The sequence below is a fragment of the Paenimyroides baculatum genome (assembly GCF_008629655.1).
Classification (GTDB): Bacteria; Bacteroidota; Bacteroidia; order Flavobacteriales; family Flavobacteriaceae; genus Flavobacterium; species Flavobacterium baculatum.
Genome location: NZ_VWSG01000005.1, coordinates 172,023 through 191,509, shown reverse-complemented (window position 1 = coordinate 191,509; position 19,487 = coordinate 172,023). Strand labels below are relative to the sequence as shown.

The window sequence follows — 19,487 nt, the reverse complement described above, 5'->3', positions numbered from 1 at the left end:
ATTTGGGATGTTTTTATTTATTTTCTTTTAAACCCTTCTGTAGGGATCTGTATATTGTATGTTTTATTCTGCGGAACAATTAACGAAGTATCAATTAACCACGGATTGTACAACTTTAAAAGTTTATAGTTAATACCTTGATCCAATGCCCATTTTTGCAGATCATCTATATTCGAATTTACAGCAACGGTTTTAGTTTTTACAGGCTGATACAATTCATCTTTACCAAAAACATAACCGTACTTATCTGCATTGGTCATAATTTCCTTTAAAGCCAAAATTCTGAAAACGTAGCGCGATGTTTCTTCCGTTAAATACAAATCGTAATAATCGGTAACACCTTGTGCAATCTGCTGGCGTTCAACACCTGCAATTCCTCTGTTGTAAGCTGCTGCAACCAATGTCCAACTTCCAAATTTGGCATACGCTCTTTTTAAATAAACACAGGCCGCTTCGGTAGCTTTAATCACATCGTAACGTTCATCAACCGTGCTGCTTACTTCCAAATTATATTCTTTAGCCGTTTCGGGCATAAACTGCCAAAAACCTTTTGCACCCGCAGTAGATGTGGCGTTGGTTAACGCACTTTCAATCACACACAGATATTTAAAATCGTTCGGAATACCGTTGCGTTTTAAAATAGGTTCTATATCAACAAAATGTCTGTTTGCCCTTTTAATAATCAGACTTGTTGCTGAATGCAGATTAATGTTTACCATCATTTCACGATCTAAACGCTCTCTTACATCGATGATTTCCAAAGGCACACGTTCACCACAGAAATCGGCATTTTTTATGTAGAAGTTTGTTTCAGATGCATTTTTATCGACAGTTGTAAACTGATAAAAACCAGCCGACAATGCAACTACACCAACAATTAAAGCAATTTTTTTATACGTCTTTTTCATATTTATTTTTCTAAAATTTCCAATAGCTTTTTATTGATCCATTTAGCGTTTACAAGTACCATAACATGCGTTCCGTTCTCAAGAAACTCGGCATTTTTAATTCGTTTATGTGGAAAAATATGATCTTTTGTTCCGTGTAAATGATATACGTTTTCAATCGGATTTATGTTTTCCCAAGAAATAACAGATTTAAATGCCCAATCCAGGTAATTCACCGAACGAATAGACAAATATCTATTGTACATATCGATACGCTGATGGATTTTTTTTGAAGATACTATTTTTTTTGTAACATTTTCAATTAAATTGATATATGATGTTGGAAAAAATCGATACAGTTTCCATTTTTTAGCCCATTGTATCCTAACCGGAAATTCCGATGGATCTTTTACACTTGATATGATAATCACTTTTTCTACAGCTATAATTTTAGCGATTTCCTGCACAATGATTCCGCCGAACGAAACACCGATTAAAATAGGATTCTCTAAAGTAATTTGCAGGGCAATGCGCTCGCTGTATTTTTGCAGTGATTCTTCTTTCTCTGGCTCAAACCATTCAATAAAATGAAGCTTGTATTTTGAATCATCGAGTTTAATATTTTCAAAAATGTCACAATTGGCAGCCATTCCGGGCATAAAGTAGATGTTTTTCATCTAAAATAAATTTGTAATTACAATAACTGTTTTGCATTATTAAAAACTATTTCATTAATTTGCAATCAAAATAAATAAGAAATTATATTTTAATTTTTAATAATGCTTTATTTTCATTAAAATTCATTTCTTACCGAAAGAACCTTTGAAATATATAAAATTAGAAAAAAATGTTATATGGAATTTAAAAACAATGAACTGTTACGACAGTTTGAGTGCAGATGTGGTGAAAGACTGATTATTATTGAATATTCTATACAAGAACGAAAATTGTTTTTAACAAAGCTAAATCCTAATGGGTGCGAGGACGAGGTTTTAATCAATGATTTTATTAAAGGAATTTTAGATCAGGCAGAAGAAAAACGTTTACGAATTGTTCCGGTAAATTCTGGTATTGTTGCATTTTTTAAGAAAAATCCAAGCTATCGCGAATTGTTAGCTGCAGGTATAAAAATATGAAAAATCCCGAAGCTTAAACTTCGGGATTTTTTTATTGTATTTCGGCACTTAAACCGGCATCTAACAAAGCAGAACACATTGGTACTAAATCGTTAATTTCGCCAGATTTAACATCGCATTTGCCTTTGTAATGAACCAGCATTGCACATTGCTCTGCCTGTAAAGCTTCATGATTGCACACTTTAACCAATGTTTCAATAACGTGGTCAAAAGTATTTACATCATCATTAAAAAGAACAATTGTGTTTTGGTTACCTAAAAGTTCTTCAATTTTTACTTCTTCTAGAATTTGTTCCTTTGTACTCATTTTTTACTTTTTTATAAATTTTAACGACGCCCAGTTATTTCTTTCTAACTGATTATCTAAAAACATATTTTGTTGGTTTGCAGCTTCTTCAATCGCATCAATATCTTCTGTATAAAAACCGCTGAATAAAATGATACCACCTATTTTTAATGTTTTGGCGTAAGCTTCCATATCATTCAGTAAAATATTACGGTTAATGTTGGCAATAACCAAGTCGTATTTGTTTGTTTTATCTGCCAATAATGCTGCATCGCCTTCATAAACGTCAATATTGGTAATATTATTGCGTTCCGCATTTTCAATAGAATTCAAATAACACCAATTGTCAATATCAATAGCATCAGCATGTTTGGCTCCTTTCATCAATGCTAAAATTGCTAAAATTGCAGTTCCACAACCCATATCCAATACTTCCATATCGATAACATCTATATTCAACAGATGTTTCATCATCATAAAGGTAGTTTCGTGGTGCCCTGTTCCAAAACTCATTTTAGGCTCGATCACAATTTCATATTGTACATTCTTCTCTTCGTGAAAAGGCGCACGTACATAACACAAATCATCAACATTAATAGGTTCAAAGTTTTTTTCCCATTCTTCGTTCCAGTTAACCTGTTCAATCTCTTCGGTTTCATACGAAACTTTAAACTCTGGATTATTCAAAATATAAACATCGTTTAATAAATCTGTTGTATTGTCGTGTTCTTGAATGTATGCCGACAATCCTTCTTCGGTTTCAACAAAACTATCGAACGCTAATTCTCCTAATTCGGCTAATAATATCTCTGCACCCGGCTCTTTTGGTTCTATTTTAAAATGATATGCTATGTATTTAGATTCCATTTACAATTCCTTAACGATTATTTAATATTACTTTTGATTACGCTACAAAATTACTCATACTTTTGCAGAAAAGTTTAATAAAACGTATGAAAAAGATTATTTTTCTATTAAGTATCTTAAGTTTTGGTTCTGCGATTGGTCAAACCGATACTAAAAAAGAGATTCAGGAAATCAAGATGTCTGCTTTACCTTACTACAATTATGGTAAGGGATTGGGAATGACTTCGGCAGACAGTTTGTTTCAGCTGAATATTCGTTTTAGAATGCAAAACCGCGTTACTTATTATGATTATGAGGACAAGGAATCAAATTACGATGCACAGATTAGAAGGTTGCGTTTACGTTTAGACGGATATGTAGGAAATCCTAAATTTCAGTATGCCTTACAACTTTCATTTGCACCGGGAGATGTTGGTGAAATTGAAGAAGGAAAAAACTTGAACATTATTCGTGATGCGGTTGTAAGTTATAACCCAAACAAACATTGGAGTTTTCTTTTCGGACAAACCAAATTACCTGGAAACCGTCAACGTGTAAATTCATCGGGATCATTACAGTTAACAGATCGATCTATAAATAATGCACAGTTTAATATTGATCGTGATTTTGGATTTCAGGTGAATTATTACGAACAAAGTAAAGATAAATTTTCATACAACGTTAAAACAGCAGCATCGTCTGGTAACGGACGAAATTGGAGCGGAAAAGATACCAACGTTGCTTTAACCGGAAAATTAGAATTACTGCCTTTTGGAACTTTTAAGAAAGGTGGAGATTATTTTGAAGGAGATATTCAGCGCGAAGAAACGCCAAAAGTAATGGTTTCGGGTGTTTTACATAAAAACTTTGATGCCAATGCAGCACGCGGTCAGCAAGGAGAAGAATTGTATCAAACCAGAAATTTACAGTCGGTTTTTATTGATGCAATTGGTAAATATAACGGTTGGGCAGGTATGTTTTCATACATGAACCGTACAACAGACAATCCGTTAACAATTGGAGAAAACAGCGAAGGGCTACCAGAAACCAGATATGTTTTTGCGGGTGAAGGTATGGATTATCAGTTAAGTTATACTTTTCCGGTTACACATTATGAAATTATTGGTCGATTTTCAACTCAAAACGTAAATGATGCTATTTATAAATTGAATGTACCAAACCAAAAACAATACAGTTTTGGTGTAACAAAATACATTTGGGAACATGCCTTTAAAGTTCAGGCAGAAGTTACTTATGATGATTTAAAGTATCATACAGGCGATCAAAAGAACAACTGGTATGTACGTTTCCAGATTGAGATAGGGATATAATTACAACATAAAAGCAAAAAAAATCGAACATTACGTTCGATTTTTTTTGCTGAATACTATTTGTAAAATAAATGCGAGAATTATTACAGCGAATACACCAATTGGGTTCATCCACATATAACTAATTAATTTTTCCTCATGAATATATTTAAAGTATACAATAATAATAAGAATTTGAGTAATTAAGGCACTCCAAAAAATTGCTTTTGCTTTTATGTATTTTATAAAGAAAGCTATTAAGAAGATTCCAAGAACGGTTCCGTAGAAAATAGATCCTATGATGTTTACTAATTGAATTAAATTCTCAAATAGATTAATTACACATGCTGCCAAGATACAAATGATTCCCCAGAAAATAACCAGATATTTTGTAGCTTTTAAATAATGTTGTTCGGTTTGATTGGGTTTGTAGGTTTTGTAAATATCGATAGCAGAGCTTGATGCTACTGCATATAATCCCGAAGCGGAACTTGACATGGCTGCTGAAAAAATCATCGCTAATAAAAATCCGATAATTCCATGAGGCAGGTAGTTCAATATAAAATAAATGAAAACATAATCTTTATCGTTTGTTTCGGCTTTACTATCAACTTTAGTGATGATATCACGGGCATTTTGTCGCAACTGAACTTCGTTTTCATTTAAAGTAACCAATTTTTCTTCTAACATTTCGTTTTCGAAACCTTGGTTTAACTGACCGGTATAAATCTGTGTAACTTCTTTCTTTTCGTTCAATAAATCTTTCAGTTCAATTTCTAAATTGCGGTATTCGGCTTGATATTCAGAGTTTAAAACCTTCGATGTATTTACCGGGTTAAAATGCAATGGCGCCTGATAAAAATGGAAAAAGATAAAAACCATGACTCCAACCAACAGAATAAAAAACTGCATTGGAACTTTCAAAATTCCATTCATTAACAAGCCCATCTGTGTTTCTTTGATACTTTTTCCGGAAAGATATCTACCAACCTGCGACTGATCGGTTCCAAAATAAGCCAACATTAAAAAGAAACCTGCCGTTAAACCATTCCAAAGCGTATATGTTTCAGTAAAATCGGTCGAGAAATTCAGCAGTTCTAACTTTCCTTCAATCTTTGCCACATTAAAAACGTTCACAAAATTTACTTCTTCGGGCAATCGGAACAAAATAATAAAGAACGTTAAAAACATTCCTGCCATTATCACGAAAGCCTGCTGCTTTTGTGTGATGTTCAATGCTTTTGTTCCACCAAAATACGTGTAAAATATAATTACGATACCAATTGATACAATGATAAACGTTAGATCCCAATTTAAGATTGAAGATAAAATAATTGCCGGAGCATAAATGGTGATTCCTGTACCGATGCTTCGCTGAATTAGGAAAATAACCGAAGCAAGTGTCCGAGTTTTTAAGTCGAAGCGTTCTTCCAGAAATTCGTAAGCCGTGTAAACTTTCAGTCGATGGAAAACCGGAATAAAAACCATACAGATTACTACCATTGCCAACGGCAATCCGAAATAAAACTGCACAAAACCCATTCCATCGTGATACGCCTGTCCGGGTGTCGATAAAAAAGTAATTGCACTTGCCTGCGTTGCCATGACCGACAAACCTACCGTAAACCAATTGGTACTTTGGTTTGCCAAAATATATTCCTGAATGTTTTTGCTTCCGCGGGTTTTAAAGGTTCCGTATAAAACAATAAACAACAAGGTGCTTAAAAGTATAATCCAGTCTAATAATTCCATATTAATTGCTAAAATGCATTATAAAATAAAAAAGAATAATGTAAAAAACATTAATTAAAAGCACAATGCTGTAGCTTCTTCGCCATTTAATCCATTTAAAATCACTCATTTTTTAATTCAATTAGGTTAATAAATAATTCTAAAGCGCCAGTATTTCCTGCGGGTAACTGTCTAAAAAAGCTTAAACCCGTATAAATATAATGTCCTTTTCCGTGTTTTGCAATAAGCAGTGCGCCGTTTGTTTCTTTTTCGTCAAAATCGTGCGATGTAAAAACAGGCTGAAATTCGCCTGCAAAGTCATCGGCATAATACAAACCTTGTTCCTGAACCCAGTTTTTAAAGTTTTCCTGTGTAATTTTAAATGGTTTGTTTAAAACAGGTTCGTTCGCATTAATGAATTTTACCACCGCGTTTTCATCGGTAATTCTTGTTCTGCCAATGGTTAATTTGTACGGAGCAATTTCATCGGTTTGTAAATTGCCATTGGTCTGATATTGCATAATAACGGTTCCGCCATTTTTTACATAATCAAACAATAATTTGTTTTTAGTTTTTAACGAACTTTCGGTGTTGAATGCACGAATACCCACAATAATAGTTTCGTATTTTGATAATTCATCAGCCTTTACAGTTTCTAAATTAATAAAATCTACGTTGTAGCCAACATCTTTTAGAACTTGTGGAATTTCATCGCCTGCCCCAACAATATATCCGATTTTTGATTTCTTTAAAACACTTTTATTGAATGATACAATTTTTGTTTCAGAAGGTTTTGTATAATAATTTACAGGAATATGATTGTAATCAACCCATTTTGTTTCGTTATCATAATTGTTCACATTTTGTTTGAAATGCGCCTTATATGTATCGTTTAAAAAGTTTTTATTGATAATGAGACTATTGTTTTTTTCATTTTGATTCAGAATGATTTCTTTCTGATAAACCTCTTCATTTTTAGAATTTGTAACAGACAAAATGCCTTTTAGATTTTCATCAGAATAATTATCTGTAACAATTTCTACCTTTTGATCCTGCTTATTATTAGTAATGTAAGTTGATTGATTGAAACGAACAGAAACAGCCGGAACAATATGAAAAGGTTTATAAATTTCGCCTTTTACCACATCTTTGTAATGATACTGAATAGGTAAATTGTAAGATAAATATACACCGTTAACTTCTAAACCAATCTCATTTTTTTTGGTTGCATTAAATTGATTTTTAAAATCATTAAAAGTGTCTATGAATTTAAAATTCGTATAATCTTGATTGGTGAATTTTGTTTGAAAATAATCGTAGTAAACTTCCTGATTTGTTAAAGATTTATCTACAATTGTTCTGTTATTATTGATTGTAACATCTTTTATCACAATGTTTTGGTTTGATCTGTTGGCAACTTCAACCTTTACATCAACACTTTGGTTTGGAGTAGTGTAAGGTTCGTTTGTAGTAATATCTAAAAATAAACCGGCGCAGTTTTTAATCAATTCTTTAACCTCGCTTTGCTTGCGGGCTTTCCAAATGGTATCAGGTAATTTATCAATTTCAGAATAAATTTTTGTTAGTAAAGTGATAGATTTCGATGGATCTTTAAAATCGTATTCTTTTATCAATTGTGTAACCAAAGGTTGAATGTTGCTACCACCTTTTATACGATTCCAACTTGTATCAACACCTTCAAACAACTTGCTCGATTTCAACGCATCGCCATCTAGCAATTCTACATAATCAATTTCTTCACCACGAGATGACATATCTCCAAACCCTTGCGACTGATGCTGGCTGCGACTTAACGAAGCAATTTCCTGATTGTTTTTTCCTAATTGATTGTAAAATACGCCAATATTCAAAGGAATGTATTTTGATTTATCAGCTTTATCAAATGCTTGTTTGCTGCCAAAAAAGAACCAAGAAACATTAAAAAACAATCGTTTTGGTTGCCAGATTTCAGCATTTTCTTGTGATAAATCTTTATAGTTTTTATCGTTTGCTAAATTAAATGCCAATTTAGATAATTGCGCCGATGCAGTGTGATGTCCGTGAGTGGTTCCTTCGGTTCTGTGATCAAAACGATTTACAATCACATCGGGCTGTTCTTTTCGAATCATGTAAACCATTTGTTTCAACAGCAAATCTTTATCCCATTTTTCAAAAGCTTCTTTCGGATGTTTTGAAAAACCAAAATCATCGGCAGTAGAAAAAAACTGTTTTCCGCCATCGATATTTCTTGCGTTCCACAATTCGTTGGTTCTAATGATACCTAAATCGGTTCCTAATTCATTACTAATTAAATTTTGACCGCCATTACCACGCGTTAACGATAAATAGTTTGTATATGCTTTATCGTGATGCGTTAAATACGTAATTAGTCGAGTGTTTTCATCATCGGGGTGCGCAGCTATGTACATGGCACTTGCCAAAACATTTAGTTTTTCGATCTTAAAATAAATTTCAGACGGAGTAGGAGTTTGTGGTTTTTGTGCAATGATGTTTTGCATAAATAACGCACAAAAAATATATATAATGTTGTTTTTCATTTTTGTGATAAATATTGATAGTAACTAGCCATTAATTTTAAAACCACAGATTAAAGGATTTTAAAGATTTTCAATAGAATTCTCTTAATCTGTGGTAAATAAAATCCTACAAAACCACGACAGCTTTTTGTAAAAATAGATTATTTGGATACGAAATTCGTTCGCCTTCGGCTGTAATTAAAATGGTGTGAAATGCTTTAATATCATCAATTTCGGCTTCAATGGGGAAATCTTTATCTTGGATTCTTATACGGTCACCAATTTTAAAAGGAAAGGCAAAAAACATAATAACACCAGCGGTAAAGTTGCTTAAAACCGACCATTGTGCAAAAAATGCTACACCAATAAAAGTAATTGCTGCACCCACAAAACCAAAAAGCTGTGTTGTATCAACTCCCCACATTAAAATGATAAAAATCACGAACAAAATATTAAGTAGCGAATTAAAATACTTAATGATTAGTTTGCTTCGATTGTCAGATTTTGAAGAATATTCAGAGAATTTTAAAACTACTTTTCGAATAATCAGCCTTAAACCATAAATAACGATGATTAAAATCAGTGTCGCTATTATTTTTCCGTAATAATCGTGTAAATGAAAATCTTTAAACATTACCATTTCATTAATTCGTTATACAGTTTTTCCATGGGCATTCCCACCACATTGGTGTACGATCCGTTGATTTTTTCAATACCGATTAAACCAATCCATTCCTGAATTCCATATGATCCTGCTTTATCAAAAGGTTTAAAAGTATCCACATAATAATCAATATCTAAAGAATTCAATGTATTGAATGTTACTTGGGTTACATCGTAAAACAAATGTTCTTTTTGGTTCGATTTTATGCAAACCGCACTAATAACCTCATGCGTTTTACCAGATAATTGCTGCAGCATTTGTTTTGCATCGTCGCTGTTTTCGGGTTTTCCTAAAGCTACATCGTCAATCCAAACAATGGTATCACAGGTAATAATAAGCTCATTCGTATCTAAATTATTAAAAACAGATGCTTTTTGCTGTGCTATATATAAAGCAATATCCTTGCCCTTTAAGTGGGAAGGATATTCTTCGTTTACGTTAGCAGGTTTAATGGTAAAAGCTAAACCTAAATCTGTTAAAAACTGTTTTCTTCTGGGAGAATTTGATGCTAATATTATTTGATAATCGTTATATTTTTCTTGTAATATCATTTCATTTTAAATTGAAAAATAAAACTACAATAGAAAATATAGTTAACCAAATGATTATGTTTAAAATATTGTTTATGCGGTTAAAATCTTCGGTAGTTTTGGCATTCCACAGTTTTGCAAGGTAAAACAGATAGGGAAGTACCACCAATGCACCAATATATCCTATTAAAATGGTAAGGTTTAAATGAATTACACAAAACAGAATGATTAACACTAAAGGAATCAGCGATAAAACGGTTGTTCGTTTTGCTCCGATTTCTCTGCCATGAATGGTTGCAAGCGATTTGCGTTTGTGCTTAATATCCAATTCCATAAATTTTAGATCGATCAAAATTGTTTTTATGAAATATAGCAGCCACAGCAACATACATATTTGTAATGAGATGTTTAAAAGCTGATCTTTCATAGGATCTAAAGCCTCGTTTGTTTGTAACGACGGCATTAAATCCATAATAATTAATATAAAAAACGGAAATGAGATTATTAGTGAATACACAATATTATCGAACACTAAAATTTTGCGCCATTGGGTAATATACAAGTATAGAATGGCTGCCAAACCCAGAAAAAATCCGAAATAATAGGTGCGGTCAATATCGCTTGCTGCAAAAAACGAAATACCAATACCAACGGCATTAAACCCCAAGTATTTGTAATAAGCTTTTTCAACACTTTTTTCGATACTTTTATCGGGAAACTCTTCCTGTAAAACAATTTTGTACAGTAAAACGCCTCCATATAAAATAAAGCCAATGGCAATTAAAAAGGCAAAATAATGAACCAAAGAAAGTCCTAAATCATCAATCAAAGATTCAAATAAAACAAACCTAAAAAGTAAAACGGCTACAATAACTTGTAACATCATTTGTGCTTGATCTTTCTTTAGAACATTCATAAGATTATGTATTTAACTGTTAATCGAATTTTGCTTCGAAGTGCTCAAGCCAATTCCCTTGAACCTTCATAACTTGCTCAATTACATCGCGCACGGCACCTTCACCGCCTTTAATGTGCGAAATATATTTGCTCAACTTTTTAATTTCGGGCGCAGCATCTTGCGGACAAGTGGGTAAACCTACCTTTTGCATTACCCAATAATCGGGCAAATCGTCGCCCATGTATAAAACGTTTTCGGGTTTAATGTTGTTAACATCAATATATTCCTGATAAATTTCTACTTTATCAATAACCCCTAAATGTATGTCGTAAATGCCTAAATTTCTTAATCGTACTCTAACACCTTCGCTTGATCCGCCCGAAATAACACAAACATTGTATCCTTTTTCTATTGCTGCTTTCATTGCGTAACCGTCGCGAATGTTCATGGTTCTTAATAATTCTCCTGCTTGTGTAACTTGTATTGTTCCGTTTGTTAATACGCCGTCAACATCAAAAATAAACGTGTTAATGTTGTTCAGGTATTCTTTGTAACTTTTAGACATTTTCTTGTATGCTTTGTGTAATTAAATTATAGATTGATTTATAGTTTTGATTTTTTAAAAAATCCTGATGTGCTTTTATTGTTTTTTGATCGAACCTCACCGCCGGACCCGTTTGTGCATCTTTCGGATTTAAATAATTGATCTTATCAGCGGTTTCCTTAATCAATGGTTTTAAAATATCGAAAGGAATGTTGTTTTCCTGACAGATTTCATTTCCTATTGAATACAGATGATTGATAAAATTACTGACAAAAACTGCTGCTACATGCAGACTTTTTCGTTGTTCAGACGATATTTCGAACACCTTTTCTGATAATTCCGCTGCTAATAGTTTTAATTTGATTAAATCGTCCGTATTTTCTGCTTCCAAACACAATGGAACTTCCTTAAAATTGATTTCCTTGTTTTTTGAAAATGTTTGTAAAGGGTAAAAAACACCTTTTCGGTTTTTATCATTCAAAACTTCTAATGCTGTTGTACCCGATGTATGAACCACTAATGAATCTTTGTACGAAATTCTCTCTGAAACCTCTGCAATGGCACTATCAGTAACCGAAATCAAAGTGATGTCAGCCGCTTTTAAATCTTCAACAGCAGTTACAATTAAATCCTTCGGAAAAAAATCTCCAACCTTATCTATAGAACGAACCGCAACATTTTGAATCTTATAATTTGATAATTCGGCTAAAGCCCTCACCAAATGATGAACCACATTACCAGAACCTATTATGTTTATTGTTTTCATAACATCAAAATTAAGGCAACACCATTTTGTAATTTCAAATTAAGTTAAATTTAATATAATTTTAAGAAAAAACGAATTTATAGTTAAAAATTATGAAAAGTTGAGTAAAATACTCACGCGGCTTGTTCCAACTAATTTTAATTCGATCCTTTAATTGGATATATTTTCGTAAATTTGCAGCTTATAAAAAAATATAAATATGTTAACAGTTTCAAATTTATCTGTTCAATTTGGAAAACGTATATTGTTTGATGAGGTAAACGCAACATTTACCCAAGGTAACTGCTACGGAATCATTGGTGCAAACGGTGCCGGAAAATCTACGTTTTTAAAGATTATTGCAGGCGATATCGATCCAACTTCTGGTCACGTAATTTTAGAACCAGGCAAACGTATGTCGGTTTTAAACCAGAACCATAATATGTTTGACGAGCACACCGTTTTAGAAACTGTTTTAATGGGAAATAAAGTGCTGTTTGCTATTAAAAAGGAAATGGACGAGTTATATGCCGATTATTCTGACGAAAATGCAGACAGAATTGGTGAGTTACAGTTAAAGTTTGATGAAATGAACGGATGGAATGCTGATTCTGATGCCGCTTCAATGTTATCGAATTTAGGAATTTCAGAAGATTTGCATTACACATTGATGGGTGAGGTAGAGCCAAAATTAAAAGTTCGTGTGTTATTGGCACAGGCTTTATTTGGAAATCCTGATGTTTTGGTAATGGATGAGCCTACCAACGACCTTGATTTTGAAACAATTGGTTGGTTAGAGAATTTCTTGGCAAACTATGAAAATACTGTTTTGGTTGTATCGCATGACCGTCACTTTTTAGATGCAGTTTGTACACATATTTCTGATATCGATTTCGGAAAAATCAATCATTTTTCTGGTAACTATACATTTTGGTACGAATCATCGCAGTTAGCTGCAAAACAACGTGCACAACAAAACAAGAAAGCCGAAGAGAAAAAAGCCGAATTAGAAGAATTTATCCGTAGATTTTCTGCTAACGTAGCAAAATCTAAACAGGCAACTTCACGTAAAAAAATGATCGAGAAGTTAAATGTTAACGATATTAAACCATCGTCTCGACGTTACCCTGCCATTATTTTTGATCAGGAACGTGAAGCCGGAGATCAAATTTTAAATATTAAAGGTTTGGAAGCTTCATCAGAGGGAGAGATCTTATTTAAAGATGTTGACTTTAACATGGCAAAAGGCGATAAGATTGTTGTTTTTTCGAAAGATTCTCGTGCAACAACTGCGTTTTATGAAATTTTAAACAATAATGTAAAACCAGATGCAGGTACGTTTGATTGGGGAATTACAACGATACAGTCTTACTTACCGGCAGATAACCACCACTTTTTTACCGAAGATTTAACGTTGGTAGATTGGTTACGCCAATGGGCAAAAACAGAAGAAGAACGTGATGAAGTTTTTATCCGTGGATTCTTGGGTAAAATGATTTTTTCTGGTGAAGAAGCATTGAAAAAAGGTTCGGTATTATCGGGTGGAGAAAAAGTGCGTTGCATGCTTTCACGTATGATGATGATTAGAGCCAATGTATTGATGTTAGACGAACCTACAAACCACTTGGATTTGGAATCAATCACGGCATTTAACAACTCATTAAAAAACTTTAAAGGTTCGGTATTGTTTACAACACACGATCATGAGTTTGCACAAACTGTTGGTAACCGTATTCTAGAATTAACACCAAACGGAGTTATCGATCGTTACATGACATTCGACGAATATTTAGATGATCCAAAAATTAAAGAATTACGTACAAAAATGTATTCTTAATTACATTTTATAATATTATTTAAAAACAGTTCCATAAAACGGAGCTGTTTTTTTATTATATTTAAGGGTGTTAAATTTAGAAAATACAAAACCATGAAACATTATAAAAAAGAAGCACTAACAATTAATTGGGAACCTGAAAAATGCATACACTCTGCCAAAGTGTTGGCGAGGAGCTACAGGGTTGCCAACCGTATTTAATCCTAAAGAAAAACCATGGATTAAACCTGAAAATGAATCTATCGAAACCATTATTGCACATATCAAACAATGCCCAAGTGGCGCTTTATCATATAGTTTAGTTGATGGAAAAGAGTAGTTTAGTGTTGAAAACCAAGTAATTAATGTTACGGTGCTGGAAAATGGCCCGTTGCTTTGTAGTGGTAAAATTACAATTGTTTACCCGGACGGACGGATTGAAGAAAAACAAAACAATACGGCTTTGTGTCGTTGTGGGGCATCAGCAAATAAGCCGTTTTGTGATGGAAACCACAACAAGATTGGTTTTAAAGGCTGATTAAAGACCGTTAAATAGTTACTTCATTTTCAACGTAGTTTTCTCTATTTTTTCTGATAAGTTGCTCATCCATATTAATTGGTCGATGATTAATTGAGATTCTTCTAATTTTTGAATTTTAGAAGCTTCGTTAATATCCAACTTTTCAACTTCTTGTCTGCGAATGGCTTTTAATTCGGTAATGCTGATTTTAAAATCTTCTTCGATATCAGACGTTATTTCGGCATCAAAATCCAAATTATGTAACGACTGACTTAAATTATTATTAATGTAATCCATAACCAGTTTAAACGCTTTTGAAGCTTCGGTAGTTTTGTGAAACTGAATATACGTTCCAATACTTGCTGCCGATGAAACCAAGGTTTGATTTAAAACGGTTAATTCGTATAATTCTGCTCGGTTTACTTGTTTACCTTTAGGTTCCTGTATCATTCGTTGAAAACTTGCCATTAAATTTCCAACTTCAATAAACGCATTTTTTCGAGCTATTTTGTAAGATGTAGTGGGTTCGCCTTTCTTTATATAATAATACTTTACTTCAATAATATACAATTTTATGGCTTTCAAAGAATTTTCCAAATGAATATTCATAGAATTCAGTTCCCATGTTGGCCACACGAATCTGGTAGCTAGAAAGGCTAGAAGTGCGCCGACGACCGTATCTAAAATTCGATAAACCAGTTGTGTTTCTGCATTATCTGTAAGCAATCCGTAAATTAAAATCACGTAAAAGGTTACAAAAGTTACACCGACTTTATAATCGATACCCGAAAACCAATATCCCAAAAGCATCGAAATAATTGCCAGCACGCTCAATGCAATATTACTGTCGATTAAAATCAGCGCCGAAATTCCTAAAATTCCGCCGATAATCGTTCCAATAACCCTATGTGTAGATCGTTGTTTTGTTAAACCATAACCGGGGCGCATAATTACCACAATGGTCAGTAAAATCCAATAGGCATTTTCGAAATTAAAAATATTGCCAACAATCAATCCTAGAAACATGGTTAGGGTAATGCGCAAAGCATATCTAAAAGTGGACGATTTAAAGTTTAAATGATCTAAAAACGTTTTTAAACGATAATGTTCTGGTGTAAAAAATTTTTCTAAATCACGATACTTTCCTCTTAATTCATCGGCGTTTACACGTTCTTTATACACACGTTCCAAGCCTTTTATCTTTTCGATCTGTTTATCGGCATAAAAAAGCAAATTGTTTACATTAACCGCATTTTCATCGTAAATTGATATATTCTGATTTTTAACGTAATCGTTTATTCGCAGTTTCAGCTTTTTAAAATCGTTAGCCAAACTTCCGGTTGAATGGTGCTTTTTATTTGTTTTGATATGAAAAGCCAAACTTTTTAAAGTGATCGAAAAACTATTTGCCAACGTTTTATATTCGGCTAAAATAGAACCATCTTCTTTAAAAAACTCGATAAATTCTTTATGATTGAACGTATTTGCCATCGCTAATTCTAAAATATCAACCAATGACGACAATGCAACCAATAGTTTTCTGTTGTTGTTAGAGTTTAATGTGCGTGCTTTATTATAAACCAAGTATTCGCGAATATGTTCGTGCAGTTCGTTAATCCTGACTTGCTTCTCCAACATTTGTCTGTTGATTTTTTCTCTATCGGCATTCAAAACCCATAATTTCGAACGTAATTCTAAATATTCACCGGTAATTTCAATACATTCGGCAACTTCAAGATTTATGTATCGGTTTGGTTTGATAAAATAGAAAACAATCGATATCAATGTGTAAAACAATCCACCTAATAATAAATACAGACAGTTTTGAAGTAAAATTTCAGGTTCATCATGATGAATAAATGATAAACTGATCGTTAACAACAATGTAAATGACAACAAATTGGCTCTGTGACCAAAAAGCGATATAAATGCCGATAAAAATACAAGCACGCAAAAAAGCGGCGCGAAAATATAAAAGTACGGATAGGTGTAGGTTAACGAAAATGAAATAATGGGAATTAAGAACGAAACCAGCAGCAAACCTATAATTTTATGCTTAAAATTGCTCGATATATCAATAGGAGCACACAGCAAAGCGCCTAAAGTAACAGTAAAAGCTGCGGTAAAATCGGCAGAACTGTAAAAAATAAAAAAGGCAACAATGGCAGTAAACGTAATCTTAATTGCGTTATAAAACTGATTATCACCAAATTTCAAGAATAATTTATCGAACATTATAAAAAGATCATTTAATAAAAAGTGGGCTTATACAAACATTAAAGTTAATTAATTAGCTGCAAACTTTAGTATATTTTGTAAATTTGCATCAATATTTAAAATACGAAACAATGATTTTACCTATTGTAGGTTACGGCGATCCGGTTTTACGTAAAGAATGCGAAGAAATTTCTAAAGATTATCCGCAGTTAAAAGAGCTTATTAACAATATGTACGATACTATGGATAATGCTTATGGCGTAGGTTTGGCAGCCCCGCAGATAGGTTTACCCGTTCGTTTATTTGTTGTAGATACCAAACCTTTTGGCGAAGATGAAGATTTGCCTGAAAGCGAGCGCGATTTTCTATCGAATTTCAGCTGTACCTTTATTAATGCAAAAATTTTGAAGGAAGAAGGCGAAGAATGGTCTTTTAACGAAGGATGTTTAAGTATTCCAGGTGTTCGTGAAGATGTGTACCGCAAACCGAATATCACCGTTGAATATTACGACGAGAATTTTGAAAAACACGTTAAAGATTTTTCAGGATACGCAGCGCGTGTAATTCAGCATGAGTACGACCATATAGAAGGTGTGTTGTTTACCGATAAAATTTCTACATTAAAGAAGAAATTAAACAGCAAACGATTACAGAATATTATGGAAGGGAAAGTTTATCCCGATTACAAAATGAAATTTATAAACAAAAAAGGTAGATAATTTTGGATATTAAATTCAAATTAGGATATTTGTGACCTTGAAAAAAATAAAATAATGAGCGTAGAGAAAGTTTTAGCTATATCTGGAAAACCAGGATTATACGAATTGAAAATCCAAACAAGATCAGGATTTATTGCAGAATCATTAATTGACGGAAAAAGATTAACAGTTGGTTTACGCAGCAATGTAAGCTTGTTATCAGAAATTTCGATCTATACAGAAACAGGAGAATTAAAATTATTCGAAGTTTTTGCAAAAATTGCAACCAAAGAAAACAACGGACCAGCTTTAGATCATAAAGCAACAAACAACGATTTAATGGCTTATTTCGGTGAAGTAGTTCCAGATTTCGATCGTGACCGCGTTTATGTATCAGACATTAAAAAAGTATTAAACTGGTACAACATTTTACAGCAAGCTAATTACATTGCAGCTTTAACAGCACCGTCAGTTACAACAACTGGTACAGTTACAATCAATAACAATACAGAAGAGCAGGAAACTGTAGAAGCTGAAGTTGTTGAAGAAAAGCCAAAAGCAAAGCGCGCAACAAAAAAGAAAACAGAAGATAAAGAATAATATTTAAACCGGCTATTTTGCCGGTTTTTTTACACCGTTTTATTATGAACAACAGAGCAGCACAATTAAAAGCATTCGAAGAATTGTTAGATATAATGGACGATTTGCGTGAAAAATGTCCGTGGGATCAAAAACAGACCTTTCAATCGTTAAAGCATTTGACTATTGAAGAAGTTTATGAATTGAACGATGCTATTACCGATAACGATACAACCGAAATTAAAAAGGAATTAGGCGATCTTTTACTTCACATTGTTTTTTATTCTAAAATTGGCAGTGAAACAAATTCGTTTGATATTGAAGCGGTGTGTAAGGGAATCAGCGAAAAATTAATCAGCAGACATCCCCATATTTATGGAGATGCCGTTGCCGAAGATGAAAAAGCTGTTCTGGAGAATTGGGAAAAATTAAAGTTGAAAGAAGGCAACAAATCTGTTTTAAGTGGCGTTCCAAAATCGCTTCCGGCAATAATTAAAGCATTCCGTATACAGGATAAAGTAAAAGGTGTAGGTTTCGATTGGGATAATAAAGAAGATGTTTGGGCAAAGGTTGAAGAAGAACTGAATGAGTTCAAGGTTGAAGTTGCTAATAACGATTTCGAAAGACAGGAACAGGAATTTGGCGATGTATTATTTGCACTGATTAATTACGCTCGTTTTTGTAATATCAATCCGGAAGAGGCGTTGAATAAAACCAATCAGAAATTTATTCGCCGATTTACCAGAATGGAAGAATTAATAAAGCAGGATTCTAAAACAATTGGCGACCTACCTTTAAAAGAATTAGATGTTTATTGGAACGAAGTAAAAAAGTTTGAATCGCAATAAAAATTTCATATATTTAAATAAAATTTAAGCTATGAAAGATTTATTAAGAGCGCTGTTAGCTGGTTGGGGCGCAAAGAAAGCCGGTTTTGGCTGCTTTGGAACCATTATTGTATTTATTATTTTATACTGGATATTAGGGAAGTTTATGTAATAAAAAAAGTATAAATAATAACAAACCAAAAAGCTCTGAAAAGGGCTTTTTATTTTTTATGCATAGAAAAGAATTAAAACAACTGATTTTAGATACTTTAAACAAGCAGATTGAAGTCATACAAAATCAAATTTCGTCTTTATCAGAAGATGCACAGAACGACGCCAAAAGTTCTGCCGGCGATAAACACGAAACAGGTTTGGCAATGATGCATCTAGAGCAAGAAAAATTAAACACCAAGTTAATGGAGTTTTTAGATATGCAGCAAATTACTTTAAAATTATCAGAAAACAAAACAATTGAAAAAGTGGTGTTGGGATCAATCGTTAAAACAAATAAAGCTGTTTTTTATTTAAGTGTTCCAATTCAGCCAGTTACCTATAAAGATATAAAGGTTTTTTGCGTGTCGATACATGCACCTTTAATTCAACATTTATTGAATAAGGAAGTTGGGATAGAGGTCACCTTTAATAATATTTCGCACAAAATAGTTGAAATTTTCTAGTTTAGTGTATTTTAAGTGTTCATAACTACACAAAGAATA

General features: G+C 32.9%; 21 protein-coding genes. 9 read left to right on the top strand and 12 right to left on the bottom strand.

The features are described from left to right. Positions 1-17: 17 nt before the first annotated feature. Positions 18-908 (bottom strand): lytic transglycosylase domain-containing protein, encoded by an 891-nt coding sequence (locus tag F0460_RS08540; RefSeq protein ID WP_150012230.1) that lies wholly within the window; start codon positions 906-908, stop codon positions 18-20. Between the two features lie 2 nt (positions 909-910). Continuing rightward, positions 911-1,564, bottom strand: a complete 654-nt coding sequence (locus F0460_RS08535) for an alpha/beta hydrolase (RefSeq protein WP_150012228.1) — start codon at positions 1,562-1,564, stop codon at positions 911-913. A gap of 177 nt (positions 1,565-1,741) precedes the next feature. Between F0460_RS08535 and F0460_RS08530 the strand changes: the two genes are divergently transcribed. Further along, positions 1,742-2,023, top strand: coding sequence for a GNAT family N-acetyltransferase (locus F0460_RS08530; RefSeq protein ID WP_150012226.1), 282 nt, complete (start codon positions 1,742-1,744; stop codon positions 2,021-2,023). Between the two features lie 31 nt (positions 2,024-2,054). Here F0460_RS08530 and F0460_RS08525 read toward each other — a convergent pair whose 3' ends face one another. Both F0460_RS08525 and prmA read right to left on the bottom strand, forming a co-directional pair. Beyond that, complete coding sequence (locus tag F0460_RS08525) at positions 2,055-2,330, bottom strand: ATP-dependent Clp protease adaptor ClpS (protein ID WP_150012224.1); 276 nt, start codon at positions 2,328-2,330, stop codon at positions 2,055-2,057. 3 nt (positions 2,331-2,333) lie between these two features. After that, positions 2,334-3,176 carry a 50S ribosomal protein L11 methyltransferase gene (gene prmA / locus F0460_RS08520; protein ID WP_150012222.1) on the bottom strand — a complete coding sequence of 281 codons (843 nt, stop codon included), beginning with the start codon at positions 3,174-3,176 and terminating at the stop codon, positions 2,334-2,336. Positions 3,177-3,262: 86 nt separating this feature from the next. On the opposite strand from prmA, the gene F0460_RS08515 reads away from it, so the two are divergent. After that, positions 3,263-4,486 (top strand): porin, encoded by a 1,224-nt coding sequence (locus F0460_RS08515; RefSeq protein ID WP_150012220.1) that lies wholly within the window; start codon positions 3,263-3,265, stop codon positions 4,484-4,486. 30 nt (positions 4,487-4,516) lie between these two features. Here F0460_RS08515 and F0460_RS08510 read toward each other — a convergent pair whose 3' ends face one another. From F0460_RS08510 to F0460_RS08480, 7 genes are all read right to left on the bottom strand, one after another. After that, positions 4,517-6,217: a sodium:solute symporter gene (locus tag F0460_RS08510; RefSeq protein ID WP_150012218.1), complete on the bottom strand. Its 1,701-nt coding sequence runs from the start codon at positions 6,215-6,217 to the stop codon at positions 4,517-4,519. A 101-nt stretch (positions 6,218-6,318) separates the two neighbouring features. Further along, positions 6,319-8,754 carry a PIG-L family deacetylase gene (locus F0460_RS08505; RefSeq protein ID WP_150012216.1) on the bottom strand — a complete coding sequence of 812 codons (2,436 nt, stop codon included), beginning with the start codon at positions 8,752-8,754 and terminating at the stop codon, positions 6,319-6,321. A 106-nt stretch (positions 8,755-8,860) separates the two neighbouring features. Continuing rightward, positions 8,861-9,367 carry a mechanosensitive ion channel domain-containing protein gene (locus F0460_RS08500; protein WP_150012214.1) on the bottom strand — a complete coding sequence of 169 codons (507 nt, stop codon included), beginning with the start codon at positions 9,365-9,367 and terminating at the stop codon, positions 8,861-8,863. Then, positions 9,367-9,948, bottom strand: coding sequence for a Maf-like protein (locus tag F0460_RS08495; protein ID WP_150012212.1), 582 nt, complete (start codon positions 9,946-9,948; stop codon positions 9,367-9,369). Before F0460_RS08495 ends, F0460_RS08500 begins: the two co-directional genes overlap by 1 nt. A gap of 1 nt (position 9,949) precedes the next feature. Beyond that, positions 9,950-10,843, bottom strand: coding sequence for a UbiA prenyltransferase family protein (locus F0460_RS08490; RefSeq protein ID WP_150012210.1), 894 nt, complete (start codon positions 10,841-10,843; stop codon positions 9,950-9,952). A gap of 19 nt (positions 10,844-10,862) precedes the next feature. Beyond that, positions 10,863-11,390 (bottom strand): KdsC family phosphatase, encoded by a 528-nt coding sequence (locus F0460_RS08485; RefSeq protein ID WP_150012208.1) that lies wholly within the window; start codon positions 11,388-11,390, stop codon positions 10,863-10,865. Continuing rightward, positions 11,383-12,135: a Rossmann-like and DUF2520 domain-containing protein gene (locus tag F0460_RS08480; RefSeq protein ID WP_150012206.1), complete on the bottom strand. Its 753-nt coding sequence runs from the start codon at positions 12,133-12,135 to the stop codon at positions 11,383-11,385. Before F0460_RS08480 ends, F0460_RS08485 begins: the two co-directional genes overlap by 8 nt. 199 nt (positions 12,136-12,334) lie before the next feature. On the opposite strand from F0460_RS08480, the gene F0460_RS08475 reads away from it, so the two are divergent. The 3 genes from F0460_RS08475 to F0460_RS16300 all read left to right on the top strand — a co-directional run bounded on the left by F0460_RS08475 (position 12,335) and on the right by F0460_RS16300 (position 14,468). Then, entirely contained in the window at positions 12,335-13,951 is a 1,617-nt protein-coding gene (locus F0460_RS08475; protein ID WP_150012204.1) for an ABC-F family ATP-binding cassette domain-containing protein, read from the top strand. 184 nt (positions 13,952-14,135) lie between these two features. After that, complete coding sequence (locus F0460_RS16385) at positions 14,136-14,270, top strand: (4Fe-4S)-binding protein (RefSeq protein ID WP_317132143.1); 135 nt, start codon at positions 14,136-14,138, stop codon at positions 14,268-14,270. A gap of 33 nt (positions 14,271-14,303) precedes the next feature. Further along, a complete protein-coding gene (locus F0460_RS16300; RefSeq protein WP_223810791.1) occupies positions 14,304-14,468 on the top strand; it encodes a CDGSH iron-sulfur domain-containing protein in 165 nt (54 codons plus the stop codon). Between the two features lie 18 nt (positions 14,469-14,486). Here F0460_RS16300 and F0460_RS08460 read toward each other — a convergent pair whose 3' ends face one another. Beyond that, positions 14,487-16,685 carry an FUSC family protein gene (locus F0460_RS08460; RefSeq protein WP_150012200.1) on the bottom strand — a complete coding sequence of 733 codons (2,199 nt, stop codon included), beginning with the start codon at positions 16,683-16,685 and terminating at the stop codon, positions 14,487-14,489. A gap of 113 nt (positions 16,686-16,798) precedes the next feature. Here F0460_RS08460 and def point away from each other — a divergent pair, with 113 nt between their 5' ends. The 4 genes from def to F0460_RS08435 all read left to right on the top strand — a co-directional run bounded on the left by def (position 16,799) and on the right by F0460_RS08435 (position 19,448). Further along, positions 16,799-17,386, top strand: a complete 588-nt coding sequence (gene def, locus F0460_RS08455; protein ID WP_150012198.1) for a peptide deformylase — start codon at positions 16,799-16,801, stop codon at positions 17,384-17,386. A gap of 54 nt (positions 17,387-17,440) precedes the next feature. Further along, complete coding sequence (locus F0460_RS08450; protein WP_150012196.1) at positions 17,441-17,965, top strand: DUF5606 family protein; 525 nt, start codon at positions 17,441-17,443, stop codon at positions 17,963-17,965. Between the two features lie 44 nt (positions 17,966-18,009). Continuing rightward, entirely contained in the window at positions 18,010-18,792 is a 783-nt protein-coding gene (gene mazG / locus F0460_RS08445; protein WP_150012194.1) for a nucleoside triphosphate pyrophosphohydrolase, read from the top strand. A 209-nt stretch (positions 18,793-19,001) separates the two neighbouring features. After that, positions 19,002-19,448: a hypothetical protein gene (locus tag F0460_RS08435; RefSeq protein WP_150012192.1), complete on the top strand. Its 447-nt coding sequence runs from the start codon at positions 19,002-19,004 to the stop codon at positions 19,446-19,448. Positions 19,449-19,487: the final 39 nt, after the last annotated feature.